The following is a 16,851-nucleotide window of genomic DNA, read 5'->3' as shown; positions in this document are numbered from 1 at the left end:
GTTTTTTATTCTGATTTTTGATAATGTGAAGATAGGGTCTTAAATTAAAAATAAGCAGAGTAATATAGTATTTTGACTATGTAATGAAATTGGGGGATTTGGGGTGGTATCGGGGAAAATTAGTTATCGGCAGAGGGTGAAGGACATTTCAGGAATAATTCTCTTTTGGATGAGACTTGTTCAGTTTAATTATTATTTTGATCCTGCTGGAGGAGTACGGCAACAACCGAATAAAGCACAAAAAATTGGGTTAGATTTTCTTTCTAAGCTGTATGAGTTTAACCTATCTAAAGCATATGTAGAAGACAATTCTGATTTTTTTAGAGATCAAATACTGGCATCTTTCCATCGCGTCCTAGAAGATAAAAAAAAGCAATATCATCATCTTTCAGCGTGTCTAACCTCTGTAAAGCTTAAACAAGCTTCAGTATTCCCATTTTACACTGAAATGCGCTTGATCGATGCTCAAATCGAATATCCTGCCTTATTTGCTAAGGCTGTCGATCAGCATACGATTCCCTTCATCAAAATTGATTTTCCAAAAGGAAATATCGATCTAAAGACGTTAAGTTTTTTTGATCAGCAACTCACCATTCCTGATCAATTCATGAATGAGATGGATCGTCGAATTATTCCGTTTCAAGCAAAACTTGATGCTTGCTTCAAGCACAGCCAATCCATTAAATTTATCAGCCTAAAATTATTGTATATCGATCCCTTATACAATGTATCGGCTGACTCCAATAATCTAAATCATGCTAAAGAGCGCTGTCAAAAGCACCTGCAATTTTTTAGAGCGGAAATACGCAATATTGAAGGATTGCTGACACATTTTGATAAAATTGAATTTGGTATTAATTACTGTTTTAATATTTTTGCTGTTTTTTGTTTTAGAAATACACGTTCAGAAACGATCGCATCACTCGAAGAAAAAATTCGGCAGGTCTGGGAAAGTACGTTTTATGATTTGACGGAATTCGAACGTTGTACTTTGGCTCCTGGTTTAGAATTGCAAACCAAGCCTTATTGCGTGAGGGTGCAAAATTATCAGTGGGATGATTTTGAGACGGATGGAATTCTAAAAAAAGACTCAGCAAAATACAAAAATTTTGTTCGGACCACGTTAAATTATTTTGCTAACCAAACCGAGCTTTTTACTGTAAGTATCGCAGGACACGCATTAGAAGCAGGATGCTATTCAGAATTCGAAACAGCCAAAGATCAGCCAGTACTTGCTAAAACAGCAGTAAAGCAAAAACGAAATACTGTTCATAAACCTTATTCTGCTCATCAAAAAATATACGCAGATTTACTCAAAAAAAGTAAATTTTCCAGATCTGTTGCTGGGCAACTTGCAGAAATTCAACATTGCTATAATTTTTTAATACGAAAATTCGAAATCGCTTATCCCTTCAATCTTTATACAGATTTTCAATGGCTGATTAAAATTGAAATGTTTGTCTACTTGGCTGGAGAGTGGAAGCAATCATTGTATCAACCTTTAATGGTTAATCGTCCTATTTGGGCAACGGATCTCAATCGAATTTATGAGTATTTCTTTGCTGGAGTGAGCTTTATAGATATTTATACATCGCTGAAAAGATTGCTTGAGGAGTATGGCTGTATTTTTAGTACAAGAGTTCTGGTTGGTTTTTTGGCATTGCAGCAGATAGAAGAAAGGCAGGCTAAGTTCCATATGCAGGTGATGCGTCCAAATGAAATTAAGCACACACTTGTTGAAAATATCCGTTCTTTATTAGCAGGAACATTAGTTGAATTGTGTGATTATGGGAAAGCCTTAGATCAGATCGGTGTATCAGTCTTAAGCAGATTCAGCTATATCAACCATACACTTAAAAAGAAAGAGCTAAGCACAGTAAGGGAAAATGCGCAACACCAAGGACAGTCTGTAGCAAAATGGTTAAATTCACAAAGTGCACAAAGCAAAAAAGCGTATAGAATGTATTTGAAATACTGGGATGAGATGCAGGCTTATCAGGGGACACATGTATTGCTAACTCTGGTGATTGGCTGTGGCAATTTTACTGAAAATTTTACGATGATTGATTCTACAATTCGTAAGGCAATAGATCGATTGCAAAAAGTGGGTCAGCCAGAAATCTATGCATATCTTGGTCATTGGACCATCATTCAGTGTCAATCAGCTCAGCCCACTTATAAAGTAACCCTGTTGTTTTCGATCGATAGTAATTATACCGATTATGATGAGCGGACTGGCGAGTTGGGAGGGGGCTTCAAAACACTGTTTCTCGCTAAATTAAGAATGTTGTTCGGTAAATACAATGATAATAACACCATTGATGCGGATCATGTATCTATTGACATTTCAACATCCAGATTAGATGACGTAGACTTCCAAACTTTGGAAGAAGATCGAAAAAAACTGAAAAAAATATTGCATTCATGGTTCTATGAAGCCAGTCATTATTTTCAGTATTTTGTTTTGACCCCAATTGCGAACAAAAAAAATATTAAGGGGATTCAGAGAAAATAAAGCTGAAAACCATTTTTCTGACTTAACTATCGTAACGCTAAAATATATAAAAAGCCGAGCTTAGCCGAAGGTCTGGAAATTCTGCTGATCGGCTGGGCTATGGTTATTGCTTTTACGCTAAGACGGTTTTATATACTATTAATATAGAGATTAATACTAATAATAGATTAATGACTATAGCGTATAGAACTATAAATACTAGATATATCAATACAATCACTGTTACTCATACAGATAACAAGAACAGTTAGACATGTCATTCAGATCTGAATATATACCCAATATGGATGATGATAGGGACCAATAGTCCATGTAGGATGAGAGCACTATTCGATATATGCGGATAGTGGATGACTTGTTCTTACTCTAGATAAGAACACTATTTAAAAAAATAAGTCGATTGCTTAACTATGACGTGAATCATAGTTAAGGAAGTTCAACGTGTTCCCATTGGATTTAGATGATCAGGCAGGGGTGATGTGTACCATTCATACCTTTGTGGATGTATGTCTTAATTTTGATATTTCAGACGAAGCATTCATTTTCAACCTAGAACGCTTGTATTGCGCATTTGAAGCGTTTAAACAAGAAGGGCTTGAGTATGCAGCATCGCTTAGGGCGTTTATTGCAGTTACTGAATACGTCAATAGCCAACGTGGCATGCTTAGCTTTGCTGAATATCTGACAGGGCTTTCAATAGGGGAAATTAAGGCATTAAGACGAATCCTGCATGCGCATCGAGGGCTGATACGTGATGAGATCAAAAGCTTTGCGAGACGGAAAGAATTCAATCGAGTGGCATTACTTGAGGAGTTCGAAGGCGCAATTAAGGGGTATTATTCGGTTCTAGTGATCAGAGTGGATTTGAGCTATAGCAAGGACAGCATGAGTGAAATTACAGTAAATGACTTCTATCAGCATATCGGAAAACTACGTGATTTGATCACTGATAAGAATGGATATTTTGATGCACTTTTGACCTATGCGATCGCACTGGAGCAGGGTATAACCAAAGGCTTTCATGCTCACTTAGCATTGGTGATTAATCGGTCTGAGCACCAGAGCGATTATAAGATTGCTGAAGGGGTAATTGAGAAGTGGAATGAGATTACTTTAGGCAAAGGGACGGGATGGAACATCAACACGACAGAAAATAAAGAAAACTACGAGAAACAAGGTCGTTTAGGCATTGGAGATATTCGTCGAACAATACCCGAACAAGGCAATAATGCTTTGGGTGCAGTTGCGTATCTCAGTGACCCAGATAAATACGAGCAGACGTTATTGGTTAAACCACGAGGGCGTAAAACGTTTTATAAGGGGGATTATCAGCATCATAGTCGCCCAATACCTGACACAGAAGAAAATAGAAGAATCAAAGAGTGGAATGCGCAGACTGCTTTAGCAAAGCTGGAAGAGGAGATTTGGTTTAAAAAAATATGAACATGCCAGTTCTATGAAATCAATTCATTCATAGGACAACACATGAGCCATTCAGAGTTAGAGTCTGCAGCAGTACGTTTAGAACAAGACGTTTTAGAGCATTACCAAACGATTCGCTTTGCCCCGATTCCAGAAGGTACTGATTACAAAGATCATCAAAAAAATATTGATGATGAGTTTAAGCGTAAATTGTCTGGTTATTTTTCAGCATGGCGCAGAATGATGGCCGTTGGCATTCATGAGCATTTATCTTTTTCCTTTTGGGCAGACAAGTTCTTTCAGGCTTACTGCAGTGTATTACAGGAAGAGCAGATTCGGTTCTTTGAGGTCACGGCGCAAAGAAGCGCTGGTTTTTATATCGATAAGATCGTAAAGCGGCTGAGAGTGCTGTTTGAAAGCACCAGCTTAACTGAAGAAATGCACAAGCAGAATGAGCGTTATGAAAAGCAAATTGAAAAGCTGAGAGAATCTTATTGCAATACCAGTCAAATCTATCCAGATGCTGCGGATTTGAAACTAGAACTGAGCTTAAATGAGGCAGGAAATGAAATGATCGGCATACGGCAGCTAGAGCGGTATTTATTAAATTTTCAAAAAAGTCTAGCGGCTGAGTATTGGTATAGAACACAAGTCGTTTACCGCTTTTATCAGATTGTACGGGATGATGTTCAGCAGCGCTATGTGATTCACTTTTATCTGAGCTTTAACCGATCACTCTATTCTGATCCTTTGGGATATTGCAATGAGATCAGAGAGCACTGGATGAGAACGACTGGATATCTGGGCACATGCGTTTATCCAGAAATGCATCATCAGCTTTCCGATGCTGATGCACAAAAAGCGTTGCGGATTGACTGGATCATGCAAGAAGAAGCGGGCTGTCCTTTGGGTGCATTAAATAGCATGCCGGAGAATCAAACGGGGCAGTTTGGGCTTCCGAATAGAATCTGCATTTACCCTAAAGGATTTAAATGGTTTGATGGAGCACCTATACGGCGCTGAAAATTTATATCAGTGTCCTGCACTTGCTTGACGCTCTACATTGCGCAGATTATCCTTAGTCTGCTGACCTACATCGTCAGTCGGTTTTGACAGACCGTTTACACACAAGCACATCAAAAAAGTAATTTTTTGGTGGCTAACTCGTTCGTCCCCCTTCTTTGCGGTAGGGCGGAGGGGGGACGCGCTTGCGCGTGCTGGTTTCTTTGTTACCAGTCTGTCAACCCTCTTTCGTTCTGCCACCTTCAATTGACAGTGATTTGGCAGGATTCTTTTAAAACAAAGGAGTACGCCATGCGCTTACATCAATACCGTCTTTTACATTTCTCTTTTTTATGTGTGCCCGATCTACACCACAGGGGTAATGTGACCTGATGCTGTGTATTTCATGCATTGCTGTGTCGATCACTTTCTAAGAATAAAACTTTTTCAAGTACATATTACCGATATGAAGATGAATCTCTCATGCTGTTTTTGAGGGGCATAGATTTGTGTGCTTTATCGTCTATAACACTTCAAAAAAACATAGATATTCATTCCAACATTTATGACATGGGGAACACTGTGTTTGATTAAGACCAAGACCAGTGATGCCTAAAAAAAAGAGAAAATGATGATGTTTAAAACCTTCCTAAAAACTGCCCTTATTTCATCACTACTTGCAGGCGCATCATTGGCGCAGGCAGGCTGGTTTGCACAAGCCAGTGAATCCTACCTTGTTCAAGCACGTCATACAGGCGGTGGGGTTTATCAATGTCTTTATAAAACCAATCCTGGCAACCGTGGTTGGCGTAATTTCACGGTGAACTTTCAAGGTGGTTGTCCACGCTTTGTTCACTTTAATGCGCAGAATGGTCAAGTCACTGTGCCCAACTAAATGAGGGGAACATTCAAATGACTCAAAAAACCATATTGGGCTTGGCGGCAATCTTAGCCCTGACCTTGATCAGCATCGCAGGCTTCTACTTCTTTAGCCCTAAACACACAACTGAAAAAACGGTTCCAGCCAGTACTTCTGAGGTCAGCTCTGCACAACCTTTAGAATCCGCCAGTTCAGAAGCAGTATCCACTGTGATTGCAGCGGCAGAAGTGGATGGCATCGATGTCAAAGAATTGACCACGGGAAGCAAGCGTCTGAGTCCATCAGATCATGAACCTGAATTGCTGAGTTTTGAGTTTGATCAAAACCTTAAGGCGGTGGATACCTTACTGTCGATGCTGCCTTATGATGAACTGCCTGAATTTGAGCAGGAAAATATAGACAAGTATCAGCGCTATATCTTTGCCAAAGCCGCAAAAGATACAGGCAAATCAGTGCAAGACTTTAGCTTGCAAGAACATGGCGCACTGGAGTCGGAGCAAGCGGGTAATCGCTACTACGTCTATAAATTTGATAACGGCACAGACTGTGAAATCCATCTGGTCAGTATTGACTTAAATACGGGCGATTATGGCGTGAGCTATAACTACTGCTAAGGATGAAATGTATGAAGCGATTTTTTAAACCGATCCTACTCGCAGTGACTGTAACGGCAGGAATGTTGTTGAGTGGATGCAGTTCTGGCCTTGATCCAAATACATTTACGGTCGAACTCGATGTAATTGATACCAGTAACTGGTATGCCCAAAATCAATCCGCTACGGTATTGACCATCCGTTCCAATATTGCAGAGCCTATCGATGTCAGCCATGTTTCTGTCAATCATGGACAATGTCGTTATGAAGGCTATCGTCGATCGTTGGAATATCCGCAGCACTTTAAGATGGGGCAACGTTTAAGACTGAAATTAACAGACTGTAGCTACAGCAATGTGGTGCAGGTTGATGTCGAAACAGATAAAGGCACTGCAAGCTATAGCTTTCAATAGCGACTCTCCTCGACAAAGCAAAATTTAAATCAAACCGTGTCCTCAATGGGCACGGTTTTTTTATGTCCTCAATTCGCTCTTCGCACTGAATTCATTTCGCAAGGAATACCCATGTCTTTTATTCGATGTCCCTACTGTCAGTCTACCCAGGTCAGACAAACCGATTCAGGCAATGCGCATGCCAATTATTTTGAGCAACTACAACGTTGTATCTCACCAACACAGATGGCGATGTTTGGCATGCAGGTCGCTCGCAAGTCAGGCTTTTCACCGCTCTTCGGTGCAGCTGTTGGGGTAGTGGTGGGTGGCGTACTGGTGGTGGTGAGTCAGTATGCCTTTGAAAAATACTACAGCAATGCCGAGCAGTATCTCTGTCTGGATTGCCAACAAGCGTTTGCATGGGTGCCGTAATCGCATCTCTAACTTTACACGGTTACATCTTTGAATAGATGGATTGTTTAAACCCTTACAGCACATTTCTGCATCTTTACATCTTTCACTTTTATTTAAGGAATAATCAAAATGGCACATCAACTTGAACAAATGGCGTATGTCGGACAAACCCCGTGGCATGGTCTGGGCAATCAACTTAGCCAAAACCAACCGATTGAAGTCTGGGCCAAGCAAGCGGGCATGGATTGGCGCATTGAATCATCCAATGTCAGCTACATGGCTCAAAACTCACGTGGACAAAGCATCATCATGCCGTATGAAGAACAACGGGTACTGTACCGTTCAGATACCCATGCTCCTTTATCGGTGGTGAGTCAGCGTTATCAAGAAGTCCAACCGATGGAAATTCTGGAGTTCTACCGTGATCTGACTGAGCAATCAGGCTTTGAACTGGAAACCGCAGGTGTCCTAAAAGGTGGGAAAAAGTTCTGGGCTTTGGCACGTACAGGACAAACTGCAGAATTGAAAGGTGGAGATGTCAGCAATGGCTATATTCTGCTAGCAACCGCATGTGACGGTACGTTGGCGACCACAGCACAATTCACCAATATCCGTGTGGTGTGCAACAACACTTTAGCGATTGCCTTACGTGGACAGAGTTCCAGTGCAGGTGTAGTCAAGGTACCGCACAGTACCAAATTCGATGCCGACAAAGTCAAAGATCAACTCGGTATTTCAGTGAAAACATGGTACAACCACATGTATGAAATGAAACAACTCACCCAACGTAAAGTCACCCAGAAAGAAGCAGCGGCTTATTTTGATGCGGTATTTAACAACAATAGCCTAAGTGCGATGGAACAGGAGGATAACATTATTCAGTACTACCGTAAGGTTGCGTCTCAAGCCAATCCACAACCCAATAAAACTGAACCGAATGGACGTGCCATGACCAAAGTCATGAATATGTTTAATGGGCAGGGACGTGGAGCAGACTTATCTTCAGCCAAAGACACCGCCTATGGACTACTTTGTGCGATCACCGAGTTTGTCGACCATGAACGTCGTGCGATGAGTACTGATCACCGCCTCGATTCGGCATGGTTTGGTGCAGGGGCAGCATTGAAACAACGTGGATTGGAGCAAGCTTTATATCTTGCAGCCTAAATTTTATCTCGTATCCCTCTTTGCCACATCTTCGGATGTGGTTTTTTTTATGCCGTTTTAAAATCAATGATAGAAGGATAAACCCATGAATCAGATTATAAACCCAACAGTAACGTCTCAATCTCAGTATTTACCAACTGTAGCCAATGACAAGCTTAAACAAAGTCAATCAGGTTCAAAACGTAGTTTAAATGCCAAACGTCTGATCAACACCAAACAACTGGACTATCAGGCATGGCTGGAAGTGCGTAAGCAGGGAATAGGCAGCAGTGATGCCGCAGCCGCCTGTGGCTTGAATCCTTATATGTCGATGCTGGAGCTGTGGATGATCAAAACAGGACGGGTACAGCAGAATATTGATGATGAAAGCTCAGGACATGCACCTTTATATTGGGGCAAGCAGTTAGAACCGCTAGTGGCTGAATACTACAGTCTGCATACCAACAACAAAGTTCGTCGGGTCAATGCGGTGCTGCAGCACCCTGATCCTGACAAAGCCTTTATGTTGGCAAACTTGGATTATGCCGTGGTGGGCAATGAAGACGTGCAAATCCTAGAATGCAAAACCGCAGGAGAATATGGCGCTAAACTGTGGCGAGATGGTGTGCCGTTATACGTGTTATGTCAGGTACAACATCAACTGGCGGTGACAGGCAAGCAAGCGGCACATATTTGTGTGTTGCTGTGTGGACAGGAAACCAAAATCTACAAAGTCAGTCGTAATGAAGCTTTGATTGAACAGATCATTCAGGCAGAACGATTATTTTGGGAATGTGTTGAAAATGACGTTCCACCAGCAGTGGATGCCAGTGAATCGGCAGCCAAAGCTTTACAGCAGCTCTATCCTGAACATACCCCGCTCAGTTGTGTTGATCTAACGGAGGTCGAACTTGCCAATGAACTGTTTGATCAGCTGATACAGGAGAAACAACAGATTGAACAACACCAAAGCCAGTTTGACCTACTCAAACACCGAGTTCAGGCACTGATGCAGGAACATGAACGTGCCGTATTTCAGCAAGGTTCAGTGACATGGAAGAAGAGCAAGGATAGTATTAGCCTGGACATCAAATCCTTACTTCAGCACCAACCTGAACTCATTCAACAGTACCCACTGCAGAAAGCAGGCAGTCGTCGTTTCAACATTTATCACGATTAGCTCAAAACTTAGAGTTAATCACTCAGCAAGAAGTATCTGAAATCCCGTGCAGCCCTGCATGGGATTTTTTTATGCCGATTTTATTTTAAGCACACAGGGCAACACATCTAAACATCTCAACGACAGAGGAATTTCAACATGATTAAAGGTTTAGCCATTACACCACCCATCTTGGGACGGATCAGTATTGGCCGTGTAATAGAAAAAAATGGCAAGCGTCTGCCAGAGAAAGACGATCAGTTCACCATTACCAGTCAAATACAGGGTAAGGACGGTTGGATTAAACACCCCTTGGATGAGCAATTGCGTAATCAAGCACCGAATCAAAAGTTACGTAGCATCCCTGTACGTATGATCTTCAATGACCCTGAATTGAACTTACGTGCCGAGTACAGCTTGTTTGACCGACAGACAGGTCGCCCGATTTGTGTGGGGAATGGTCAGACGTGTCAGCGTATGACATCACAAGGTGTAGAGCAACATCCTTGTCCATCACCCGACTTATGCCCACTTGGACAAGGTGGACATTGCAAGCCTTATGCACGCCTGTATGTGAACTTAGATGAATCGGATGAATTTGGCACCTTTATCTTTAGAACCACAGGCTTTAACAGTATTCGCACTTTGGCTGCACGTTTGAATTACTACCATGCAGCTTCAGGTGGATTGTTGTCGTGTTTACCATTGCAGCTCACCTTGCGTGGGAAAAGTACCACCCAAAGCTATCGTCAGCCCGTGTATTACGTGGATTTAACGTTACGGGAAGGCGTGGATTTGCAAACAGCAATTCAGACGGCTAATGAGATTGACCAACAAGGTAAGCAGGCAGGGTTTGATCAGGCGGCATTAGATCAGATTGCACGGCAGGGTTTTGCCAATGCCAAGTTTGAGGTGCATGCAGAGGAGGGGATGGAATTGCTGGAAGAGTTTTATCCACACAATGACAGTGCTGTAGATACGGAGCATTCAGTGCAATTGAGCTATGTGCAGGATATTCAGCAAGGGTTGCAGCGATCAGTCAGACCCGTCAACTAATCGATTAGTTGGAAAAGAGCAACTTTCTAGGTTGCTCTTTTTTTTTACGACATTATGAGACGTAGCAGTTGTTAAAGGACTATATTCGCTATGGTTATCTCGTTAAAATGATAAACCTGAATTAGTCCCTATTTTTTTTGTTAAGTGCATGACTTTTAATAGGTCGTAGATATGTTAACTTAGCAACATTGTTTAACATTAAGTATAAAACCAAAGCGGTTGATCTTGGATTGAGGAAATAAAATGCATTCATTGGAACAAAAATTTCTAAATGACTTAGATGACAAGCTTTGGAAAGCCGCCGATAAATTACGCAGCAGTCTGGATGCTGCTAACTACAAGCATATTGTTTTAGGACTGATTTTCTTAAAGTACGTATCAGATGCTTTTGATGAACGGCAATCTGAACTCAAAGAATTGTTTGCACAAAAAGACGATCACAATATCTATTACATGCCGCGTGATCAGTACGACAGCGAAGAAGAATACCAACAGGCTATTGCTGATGAACTAGAAATACTGGATTACTACCAAGAAAAAAACGTATTTTGGGTGCCAAAAGCAGCACGTTGGTTAAGTATCCGTAATGCAGCAGCACAAGCGATTGGCTCTATCATCTGGCAGGATGAACAAGGGCAAGATGTCAAACTGCGTTCGGTATCATGGCTGATTGACAATGCCTTTGATGAAATTGAAAAAGCCAATCCAAAACTTAAGGGCATTCTGAATCGCATTGGTCAGTACCAGCTGGACAATGACAAGCTACTTGATCTGATCAATACCTTCTCTGACACCAGTTTTACTAAGCCTGAATATAATGGTGAAAAACTCAGTCTGCACAGTAAAGATATTCTCGGGCATGTTTACGAATACTTTTTGGGACAGTTTGCCTTGGCTGAAGGCAAGCAGGGTGGTCAGTACTATACGCCTAAAAGCATCGTCACCTTGATTGTTGAAATGTTGCAGCCTTATAAAGGTCGTGTGTATGACCCTGCAATGGGTTCAGGTGGATTCTTCGTATCCAGTGAAAAGTTCATTGAACAGCATGCTCAGGAAAAGCATTACAAAGCCTCCGAACAGAAAAAGCATATTTCTATTTATGGGCAGGAAAGCAATCCGACCACATGGAAATTGGCTGCCATGAACATGGCGATTCGCGGGATTGATTTTAATTTCGGTAAAAAGAATGCAGACAGCTTTTTAGAGGATCAGCATCCAGACTTGCGTGCTGACTTTGTTATGGCCAATCCGCCTTTTAATATCAAGGATTGGTGGCATGCTTCTCTAGAAAATGATGTGCGCTGGAAGTATGGTACACCGCCACAAGGTAATGCTAACTTTGCTTGGATGCAACACATGCTGCACCATTTGTCACCTACAGGCAGTATGGCATTGCTACTTGCCAATGGTTCGATGAGCTCAAATACCAATAATGAAGGTGAGATCCGTAAGAACCTGATTGAAGCCGATCTGGTGGAATGTATTGTCGCATTACCAGGACAACTATTTACAAACACGCAAATTCCAGCCTGTATTTGGTTTCTAACCAAGGACAAAAAGAATGGCTTGTCTTTAGATAAAAAGAAAGCCAACCGTGAAGGCAAGACGCTGTTCATCGATGCCCGTAATTTGGGCTATATGAAAGATCGCGTACTGCGTGACTTTACCGATGCAGATATTGCTAAAATCACCAATGCTTTACATGCTTGGCAACAAGGCGAAAATTTTGAAGGCGAAGCGTATCAAGATGAGAAAGGTTTCTGCTTCTCTGCTGAGTTAAAAGATATACAAAAGCATGACTATGTATTGACTCCAGGACGTTATGTCGGTGCAGTCGAGCAGGAAGATGATGGCGAGCCATTCGCTGAGAAAATGCTGCGTTTGACTGCTCAGCTCAAAGAACAATTTGCTGAAAGTGCTGTCTTGGAAAGTGAGATTAAAAAGAATCTAAAGGGCTTGGGCTATGAGTTCTGATCATCCTTTATTGCTGGAAATTCAGAAGGGTGAAAGTCAAACCCTTGAATTTAAAGAGCAGTTACCGAAAGGGCAACAGGTCGCAAAGACCCTGATTGCTTTTGCCAATACCAGTGGTGGTAAATTGGTGGTGGGTGTAAGTGATGATCGGCAACTCGTAGGTATTCAAGATGATATTTTTGAGTTGCAAGATCAGATCACTTCGATGATCAATGAACTCTGTATGCCCAACATTCTGCCGTATATTTATATCGAGAATATCCAAGGCATTGAGTTGCTGGTGATTGAAGTCAGCCGTGGTTCATTATTGCCTTATTATCTCAAGCCGCAAGGCAAGGCACAGGGAACGTATATCCGTTTAGGTGCAAGCAATCGTGTGGCATCGCCTGAGTATATCCAGCAACTTGAATTGCAACGTCTGAACCAGACTTTTGATGAACAGCCGAATCCGCAATACAGTTTAGATGACATCGATTTACAGCCTTTAAAGCAAGCCTTTGCTGAGCTGGGTAAAGAACTGTCTTTGCAGAAGATGCGGAATCTTAAATTGATCATTCAGCAGAATGGACAGGATTACCCAAGTCATGGGCTGCTCATTTTGTTGGGGCTTTATGAGCAGGTTGAGATTAAATGCAGCCGCTTTAAAGGCACGACCATGACGGTGTTTTTGGATAAAAAAGAATACCGTGGAGACTTATTTAGTCAGTTAAAGCAAACAGAGCAATTCATCAAGAATCATCTGCATCTACGTGCTGAAATTTTAGGGTTACAGCGTACAGAAAGTTATGAAATACCTATTCCTGCGATTCGTGAAGCCTTAGTGAATGCAGTGTTACATCGTGACTATAGCAATGCAGGGCGTGATATTAAGGTCGGTATTTATGATGACATTCTGAATATCGTATCGCCAGGTGGCTTGCCCAATGGTCTGACTGAAGAAGATTTGGCACAAGGTCGTTCAGAGATTCGTAACCGTGTTTTGGCGCGTGTGTTTAAAGAGCTGGGTTATATCGAGCAGTGGGGCAGTGGTATTGCCCGTATTAAAGATCTTTGTTTACAAGCAGGTAATGCAGAACCTCAACTGAAAGCACAAGGTGATTTTGTCGATTGGGAATTTTATCGTCCTTCGATTGAGCAATTAGGTGGCTCAATAGGTGGCTCAATAGGTAGCTCAATCCAAGAAACTATGCTGACAGATCGTCAAAAAGAGATTTTAGTTTTGATTCAACAAAATCCGAAAGTTTCCTATCGTGCTATGGCGGAGCAGTTCGGTATTAATGAGTCAGCAGTGAAAAAGCATTTGAATAACTTAAAAGATGCAGGCTGGCTTGAGCGTGTGGGTGGAACTCGTGGCTATTGGGTGATTAAGAAAGAATTTGGGGGTGCGGTGTGAGTTTTACTCTACGTTTGTTTTGGGAAGCTGCGGGCGGTAATGTGCCTGAGCATTGGGAATTTAAAACAATAGATGAGTTATTAGAGCATCCGAAGGCTATATCAGTTGGTGTGATGTATCCGGGATCTGATACGGATGGTGGTGTTCCTTTAATTAAGGTTTCTGATGTTAAAAATGGAGCAATTGCATCACGCCCTTCATTTTGTATCAGTAACAAAGTTGATGAAGAGTATAAAAGGACTCGTTTAAATGGTTCGGAGCTTTTACTGACATTAGTCGGTAATCCCGGCGATTGTGTAATCGTAACTGATGAAATGTGTGGCTGGAACGTGGCTAGAGCATTAGCTGTGATTCGCCTCAAAGATACCCAATTGCGGTCTTGGATACGTTATGTACTGGCAAGTAAGCCCGCACAACATTTAATAGAAGCTAGATTAAATACTACAGTTCAAAAAACTTTGAATTTAAAAGATGTACGGGAAATTGGCATTCCAATTCCTCCTAGAGAAGAACGTGATTCAATAACAAAAATAATTGATTCAATTGAGAAAAAGACATTACTTAATACGCAAATAAACCAAACCCTAGAATCAATTGCTCAAGCCATTTTTAAAAGCTGGTTTATCGACTTTGATCCTGTCCGTGCTAAAATGGCAGCTAAGCAAGAAGGGCAAGATCCTGAGCTTGCTGCCATGTGTACCATTAGCGGAAAAAGCGAAGAAGAGCTTCAGCAAATGGCTGACGATGATTTTGCTGAGCTACAAGCGACTGCTGCACTGTTTCCTGATGAGTTGGTAGAGAGTGAGTTGGGGGAAGTGCCGAACGGGTGGGAGGTTGGTAAACTTCAAGAAGTTATAGATCTTAACCCTAGAAGAACACTAAAAAAAGATTCACTAGCTCCATACTTGGATATGAAAAATGTACGAACACAGGGGCATTTAGTTGATGAAGTAATATTACGCAATATGACGAGCGGAACCAAATTTATTAATGGTGATACTCTATTAGCTCGTATTACACCATGTTTGGAAAATGGAAAAACAGCATATGTAGATTTTTTACTTGATAATGAGGTTGGTTGGGGATCAACGGAGTTTATAGTTTTACGTCCCAAAGAGCATCTGCCAACAGCATTAGGTTATTTTATTGCACGTCAAGAAAACTTCCGTACTTTGGCGATTCAATCTATGACAGGTACAAGTGGAAGACAGCGGGCGAACGCTGATACCTTAGCTAATCAATCATGGTTAATTTATCCAGCAGATTTAATGATAGTATTTGATAAATATGCAGGAAAATATTTAACTCATATCAAAAACAATGGCTTGCAGAATGGTATTTTAAAAAATATTAGAGATGCTTTATTACCAAAGTTGTTGTCGGGTGAGCTAGATGCTACTTTATTAAAAAAATAGGCAACATTATGGCAAGAACAAATACTCGTAGGAAGGTAGATTTATATATCCTATCTTTAGGATTGTTATTTCTATTTTTTATAATAATGTCGATTCAATTCCCTGATGAATCTTTTTTTTTGAAAGATTTTAAATCATGGAATGAGTTAATATTAAAAAATATTTTGACCATAATTTCTCTCTTAGCTTTGATTTATTGTTTTGATGCCTACAAAAAATTTGACTTTGATTTGAAAGGAACAACCGAGATTCCTTTTGAAATAAGAAAAATTGATGATGCTAATTATGAGCATTTAACATTCTTGGCTACATATGTAGTTCCTTTGATCAGTTTTAATTTTAGTGAAGGGAGACAAGTTATCGTGCTAATACTTTTATTGGTGGTTATGGGAGCTATATATGTTAAAACTGATCTTTTTTATGCTAATCCATCACTAGCACTTTTGGGATTTCGTATATATCGGGCAAATGGTAATTTTAAAACTGGAGAAAGAGAGGGAATAATTTTGATAAGTAGAACTAAAATGAAAGTGGGGACTAAAGTTTCATATATAAAACTAGATGATAGAATTTATTTTGTAAAAGGCTTAAAAGATGAATCTTAGTGAAGTTCAGGAATCAGTTCGGTATTTTATTGATAATTATGAAAAAATTGGGGTTTCGGTTTATGCGATTCTAAAAGATAGAGGGAGTACAGATCCTGTTAAAGTTGATATTGAATCGGATGCTTTAAAGGGGTTAAAAAAACTATTTATTCAAAGTATAAAAGAATGCGTATTCGATAATGAAGATCTAACAGTATTAAATCTTTCTAGTTCGGATGAGCGTTTAAATGCTCTTTATATATATGATTTAGAGAGGCCAGATGAACTTAATACATTACAAACGGTAATTGCTAATGATGAATTGCCACTACTAAACTTAACTCAACATGACCTTTCTTCTATAAAAGCTTTATTAATAGAGCTAGGTAATGATGAAAATCAGATAGTCTTATATAAAACTTTAGCGCAAGTGAATGTGTTTAAACGTTCAGGCTTATTTTTGAAAAAGTCAAAATCTCGATTGGAAAAAATAGACGATGAATTTTTACGCATAAGTTCAGGTTTTCAAATGTTGCAAGTAAATAACACTCTGTTAGTTGTTGGGCAGAGTAAAACTTGAAGTGCGACATAAACCACCTAATTAATTTAAAGGGTTTATGGAGTATATAAAATTGTCATACCATCATCTTAACTTTGAAGATCGTACTGCATTAATGCTTGAGTCAAGAAAAGAAGGCTTTTCAGCCAGAAAATTTGCTGAACTCATTAAAAGACATCCTAGTACGATCTATCGTGAGCTTAAAAGAAATAGCATCAATGACGTTTATCAAGCTCGATATGCTTCTGATAACACCTTCGCTAGACGTAGACGTGGTCACAGAAAACTCAAAATCGATTCAATCCTCTGGAAATTTATTGTTGAAGCGATCCGTTGTTTATGGTCTC

General features: G+C 40.5%; 16 protein-coding genes. All 16 read left to right on the top strand.

The features are described from left to right. Positions 1 to 169 precede the first annotated feature (169 nt). Positions 170 to 2,515: a hypothetical protein gene (locus N518_RS0111085; protein WP_017482057.1), complete on the top strand. Its 2,346-nt coding sequence runs from the start codon at positions 170 to 172 to the stop codon at positions 2,513 to 2,515. Between the two features lie 441 nt (positions 2,516 to 2,956). Next, positions 2,957 to 3,958, top strand: coding sequence for an inovirus-type Gp2 protein (locus N518_RS0111080; RefSeq protein ID WP_017482058.1), 1,002 nt, complete (start codon positions 2,957 to 2,959; stop codon positions 3,956 to 3,958). 42 nt (positions 3,959 to 4,000) lie between these two features. Further along, entirely contained in the window at positions 4,001 to 4,960 is a 960-nt protein-coding gene (locus tag N518_RS0111075; RefSeq protein WP_017482059.1) for a hypothetical protein, read from the top strand. A gap of 613 nt (positions 4,961 to 5,573) precedes the next feature. Beyond that, the gene (locus tag N518_RS0111070) at positions 5,574 to 5,834 is read left to right on the top strand and encodes a hypothetical protein (protein ID WP_002126044.1); all 261 of its coding nucleotides are present in this window, start codon (positions 5,574 to 5,576) and stop codon (positions 5,832 to 5,834) included. Between the two features lie 17 nt (positions 5,835 to 5,851). Then, the gene (locus tag N518_RS0111065; RefSeq protein WP_017482061.1) at positions 5,852 to 6,433 is read left to right on the top strand and encodes a hypothetical protein; all 582 of its coding nucleotides are present in this window, start codon (positions 5,852 to 5,854) and stop codon (positions 6,431 to 6,433) included. An 11-nt stretch (positions 6,434 to 6,444) separates the two neighbouring features. Further along, positions 6,445 to 6,825 (top strand): hypothetical protein, encoded by a 381-nt coding sequence (locus N518_RS0111060; protein WP_017482062.1) that lies wholly within the window; start codon positions 6,445 to 6,447, stop codon positions 6,823 to 6,825. Between the two features lie 111 nt (positions 6,826 to 6,936). Then, positions 6,937 to 7,236 (top strand): hypothetical protein, encoded by a 300-nt coding sequence (locus N518_RS0111055; protein WP_002126054.1) that lies wholly within the window; start codon positions 6,937 to 6,939, stop codon positions 7,234 to 7,236. Between the two features lie 111 nt (positions 7,237 to 7,347). Continuing rightward, the gene (locus N518_RS0111050) at positions 7,348 to 8,385 is read left to right on the top strand and encodes a DUF932 domain-containing protein (protein ID WP_026444244.1); all 1,038 of its coding nucleotides are present in this window, start codon (positions 7,348 to 7,350) and stop codon (positions 8,383 to 8,385) included. Between the two features lie 85 nt (positions 8,386 to 8,470). Continuing rightward, on the top strand, positions 8,471 to 9,544 hold the full coding sequence (locus N518_RS0111045) for a YqaJ viral recombinase family protein (RefSeq protein WP_017482064.1): 1,074 nt from the start codon (positions 8,471 to 8,473) through the stop codon (positions 9,542 to 9,544). A 138-nt stretch (positions 9,545 to 9,682) separates the two neighbouring features. Then, on the top strand, positions 9,683 to 10,579 hold the full coding sequence (locus N518_RS0111040; protein WP_026444243.1) for a hypothetical protein: 897 nt from the start codon (positions 9,683 to 9,685) through the stop codon (positions 10,577 to 10,579). A gap of 243 nt (positions 10,580 to 10,822) precedes the next feature. Beyond that, complete coding sequence (locus N518_RS0111035; protein WP_026444242.1) at positions 10,823 to 12,553, top strand: type I restriction-modification system subunit M; 1,731 nt, start codon at positions 10,823 to 10,825, stop codon at positions 12,551 to 12,553. Then, positions 12,543 to 13,946 (top strand): helix-turn-helix domain-containing protein, encoded by a 1,404-nt coding sequence (locus N518_RS0111030; protein ID WP_026444241.1) that lies wholly within the window; start codon positions 12,543 to 12,545, stop codon positions 13,944 to 13,946. The genes N518_RS0111035 and N518_RS0111030 overlap by 11 nt, the downstream gene beginning before the upstream one ends. Next, positions 13,943 to 15,361, top strand: coding sequence for a restriction endonuclease subunit S (locus tag N518_RS0111025; RefSeq protein WP_026444240.1), 1,419 nt, complete (start codon positions 13,943 to 13,945; stop codon positions 15,359 to 15,361). Before N518_RS0111030 ends, N518_RS0111025 begins: the two co-directional genes overlap by 4 nt. Positions 15,362 to 15,369: 8 nt before the next feature. Further along, entirely contained in the window at positions 15,370 to 15,966 is a 597-nt protein-coding gene (kwaA, locus tag N518_RS0111020; RefSeq protein WP_034593938.1) for an anti-phage protein KwaA, read from the top strand. Further along, positions 15,956 to 16,525, top strand: coding sequence for a Kiwa anti-phage protein KwaB-like domain-containing protein (locus tag N518_RS16250; protein WP_051531899.1), 570 nt, complete (start codon positions 15,956 to 15,958; stop codon positions 16,523 to 16,525). Before kwaA ends, N518_RS16250 begins: the two co-directional genes overlap by 11 nt. A gap of 94 nt (positions 16,526 to 16,619) precedes the next feature. Further along, positions 16,620 to 16,851 (top strand): helix-turn-helix domain-containing protein (locus tag N518_RS0111010; protein ID WP_155519718.1); only part of this gene is annotated, 232 nt, incomplete at its 3' end.

The sequence above is a fragment of the Acinetobacter sp. UNC436CL71CviS28 genome, assembly GCF_000620525.1.
In the GTDB taxonomy this organism is placed as follows: domain Bacteria; phylum Pseudomonadota; class Gammaproteobacteria; order Pseudomonadales; family Moraxellaceae; genus Acinetobacter; species Acinetobacter radioresistens.
Note: the sequence above shows the minus strand (reverse complement) of the source record. Positions and strands in the feature narration are given on the sequence as shown.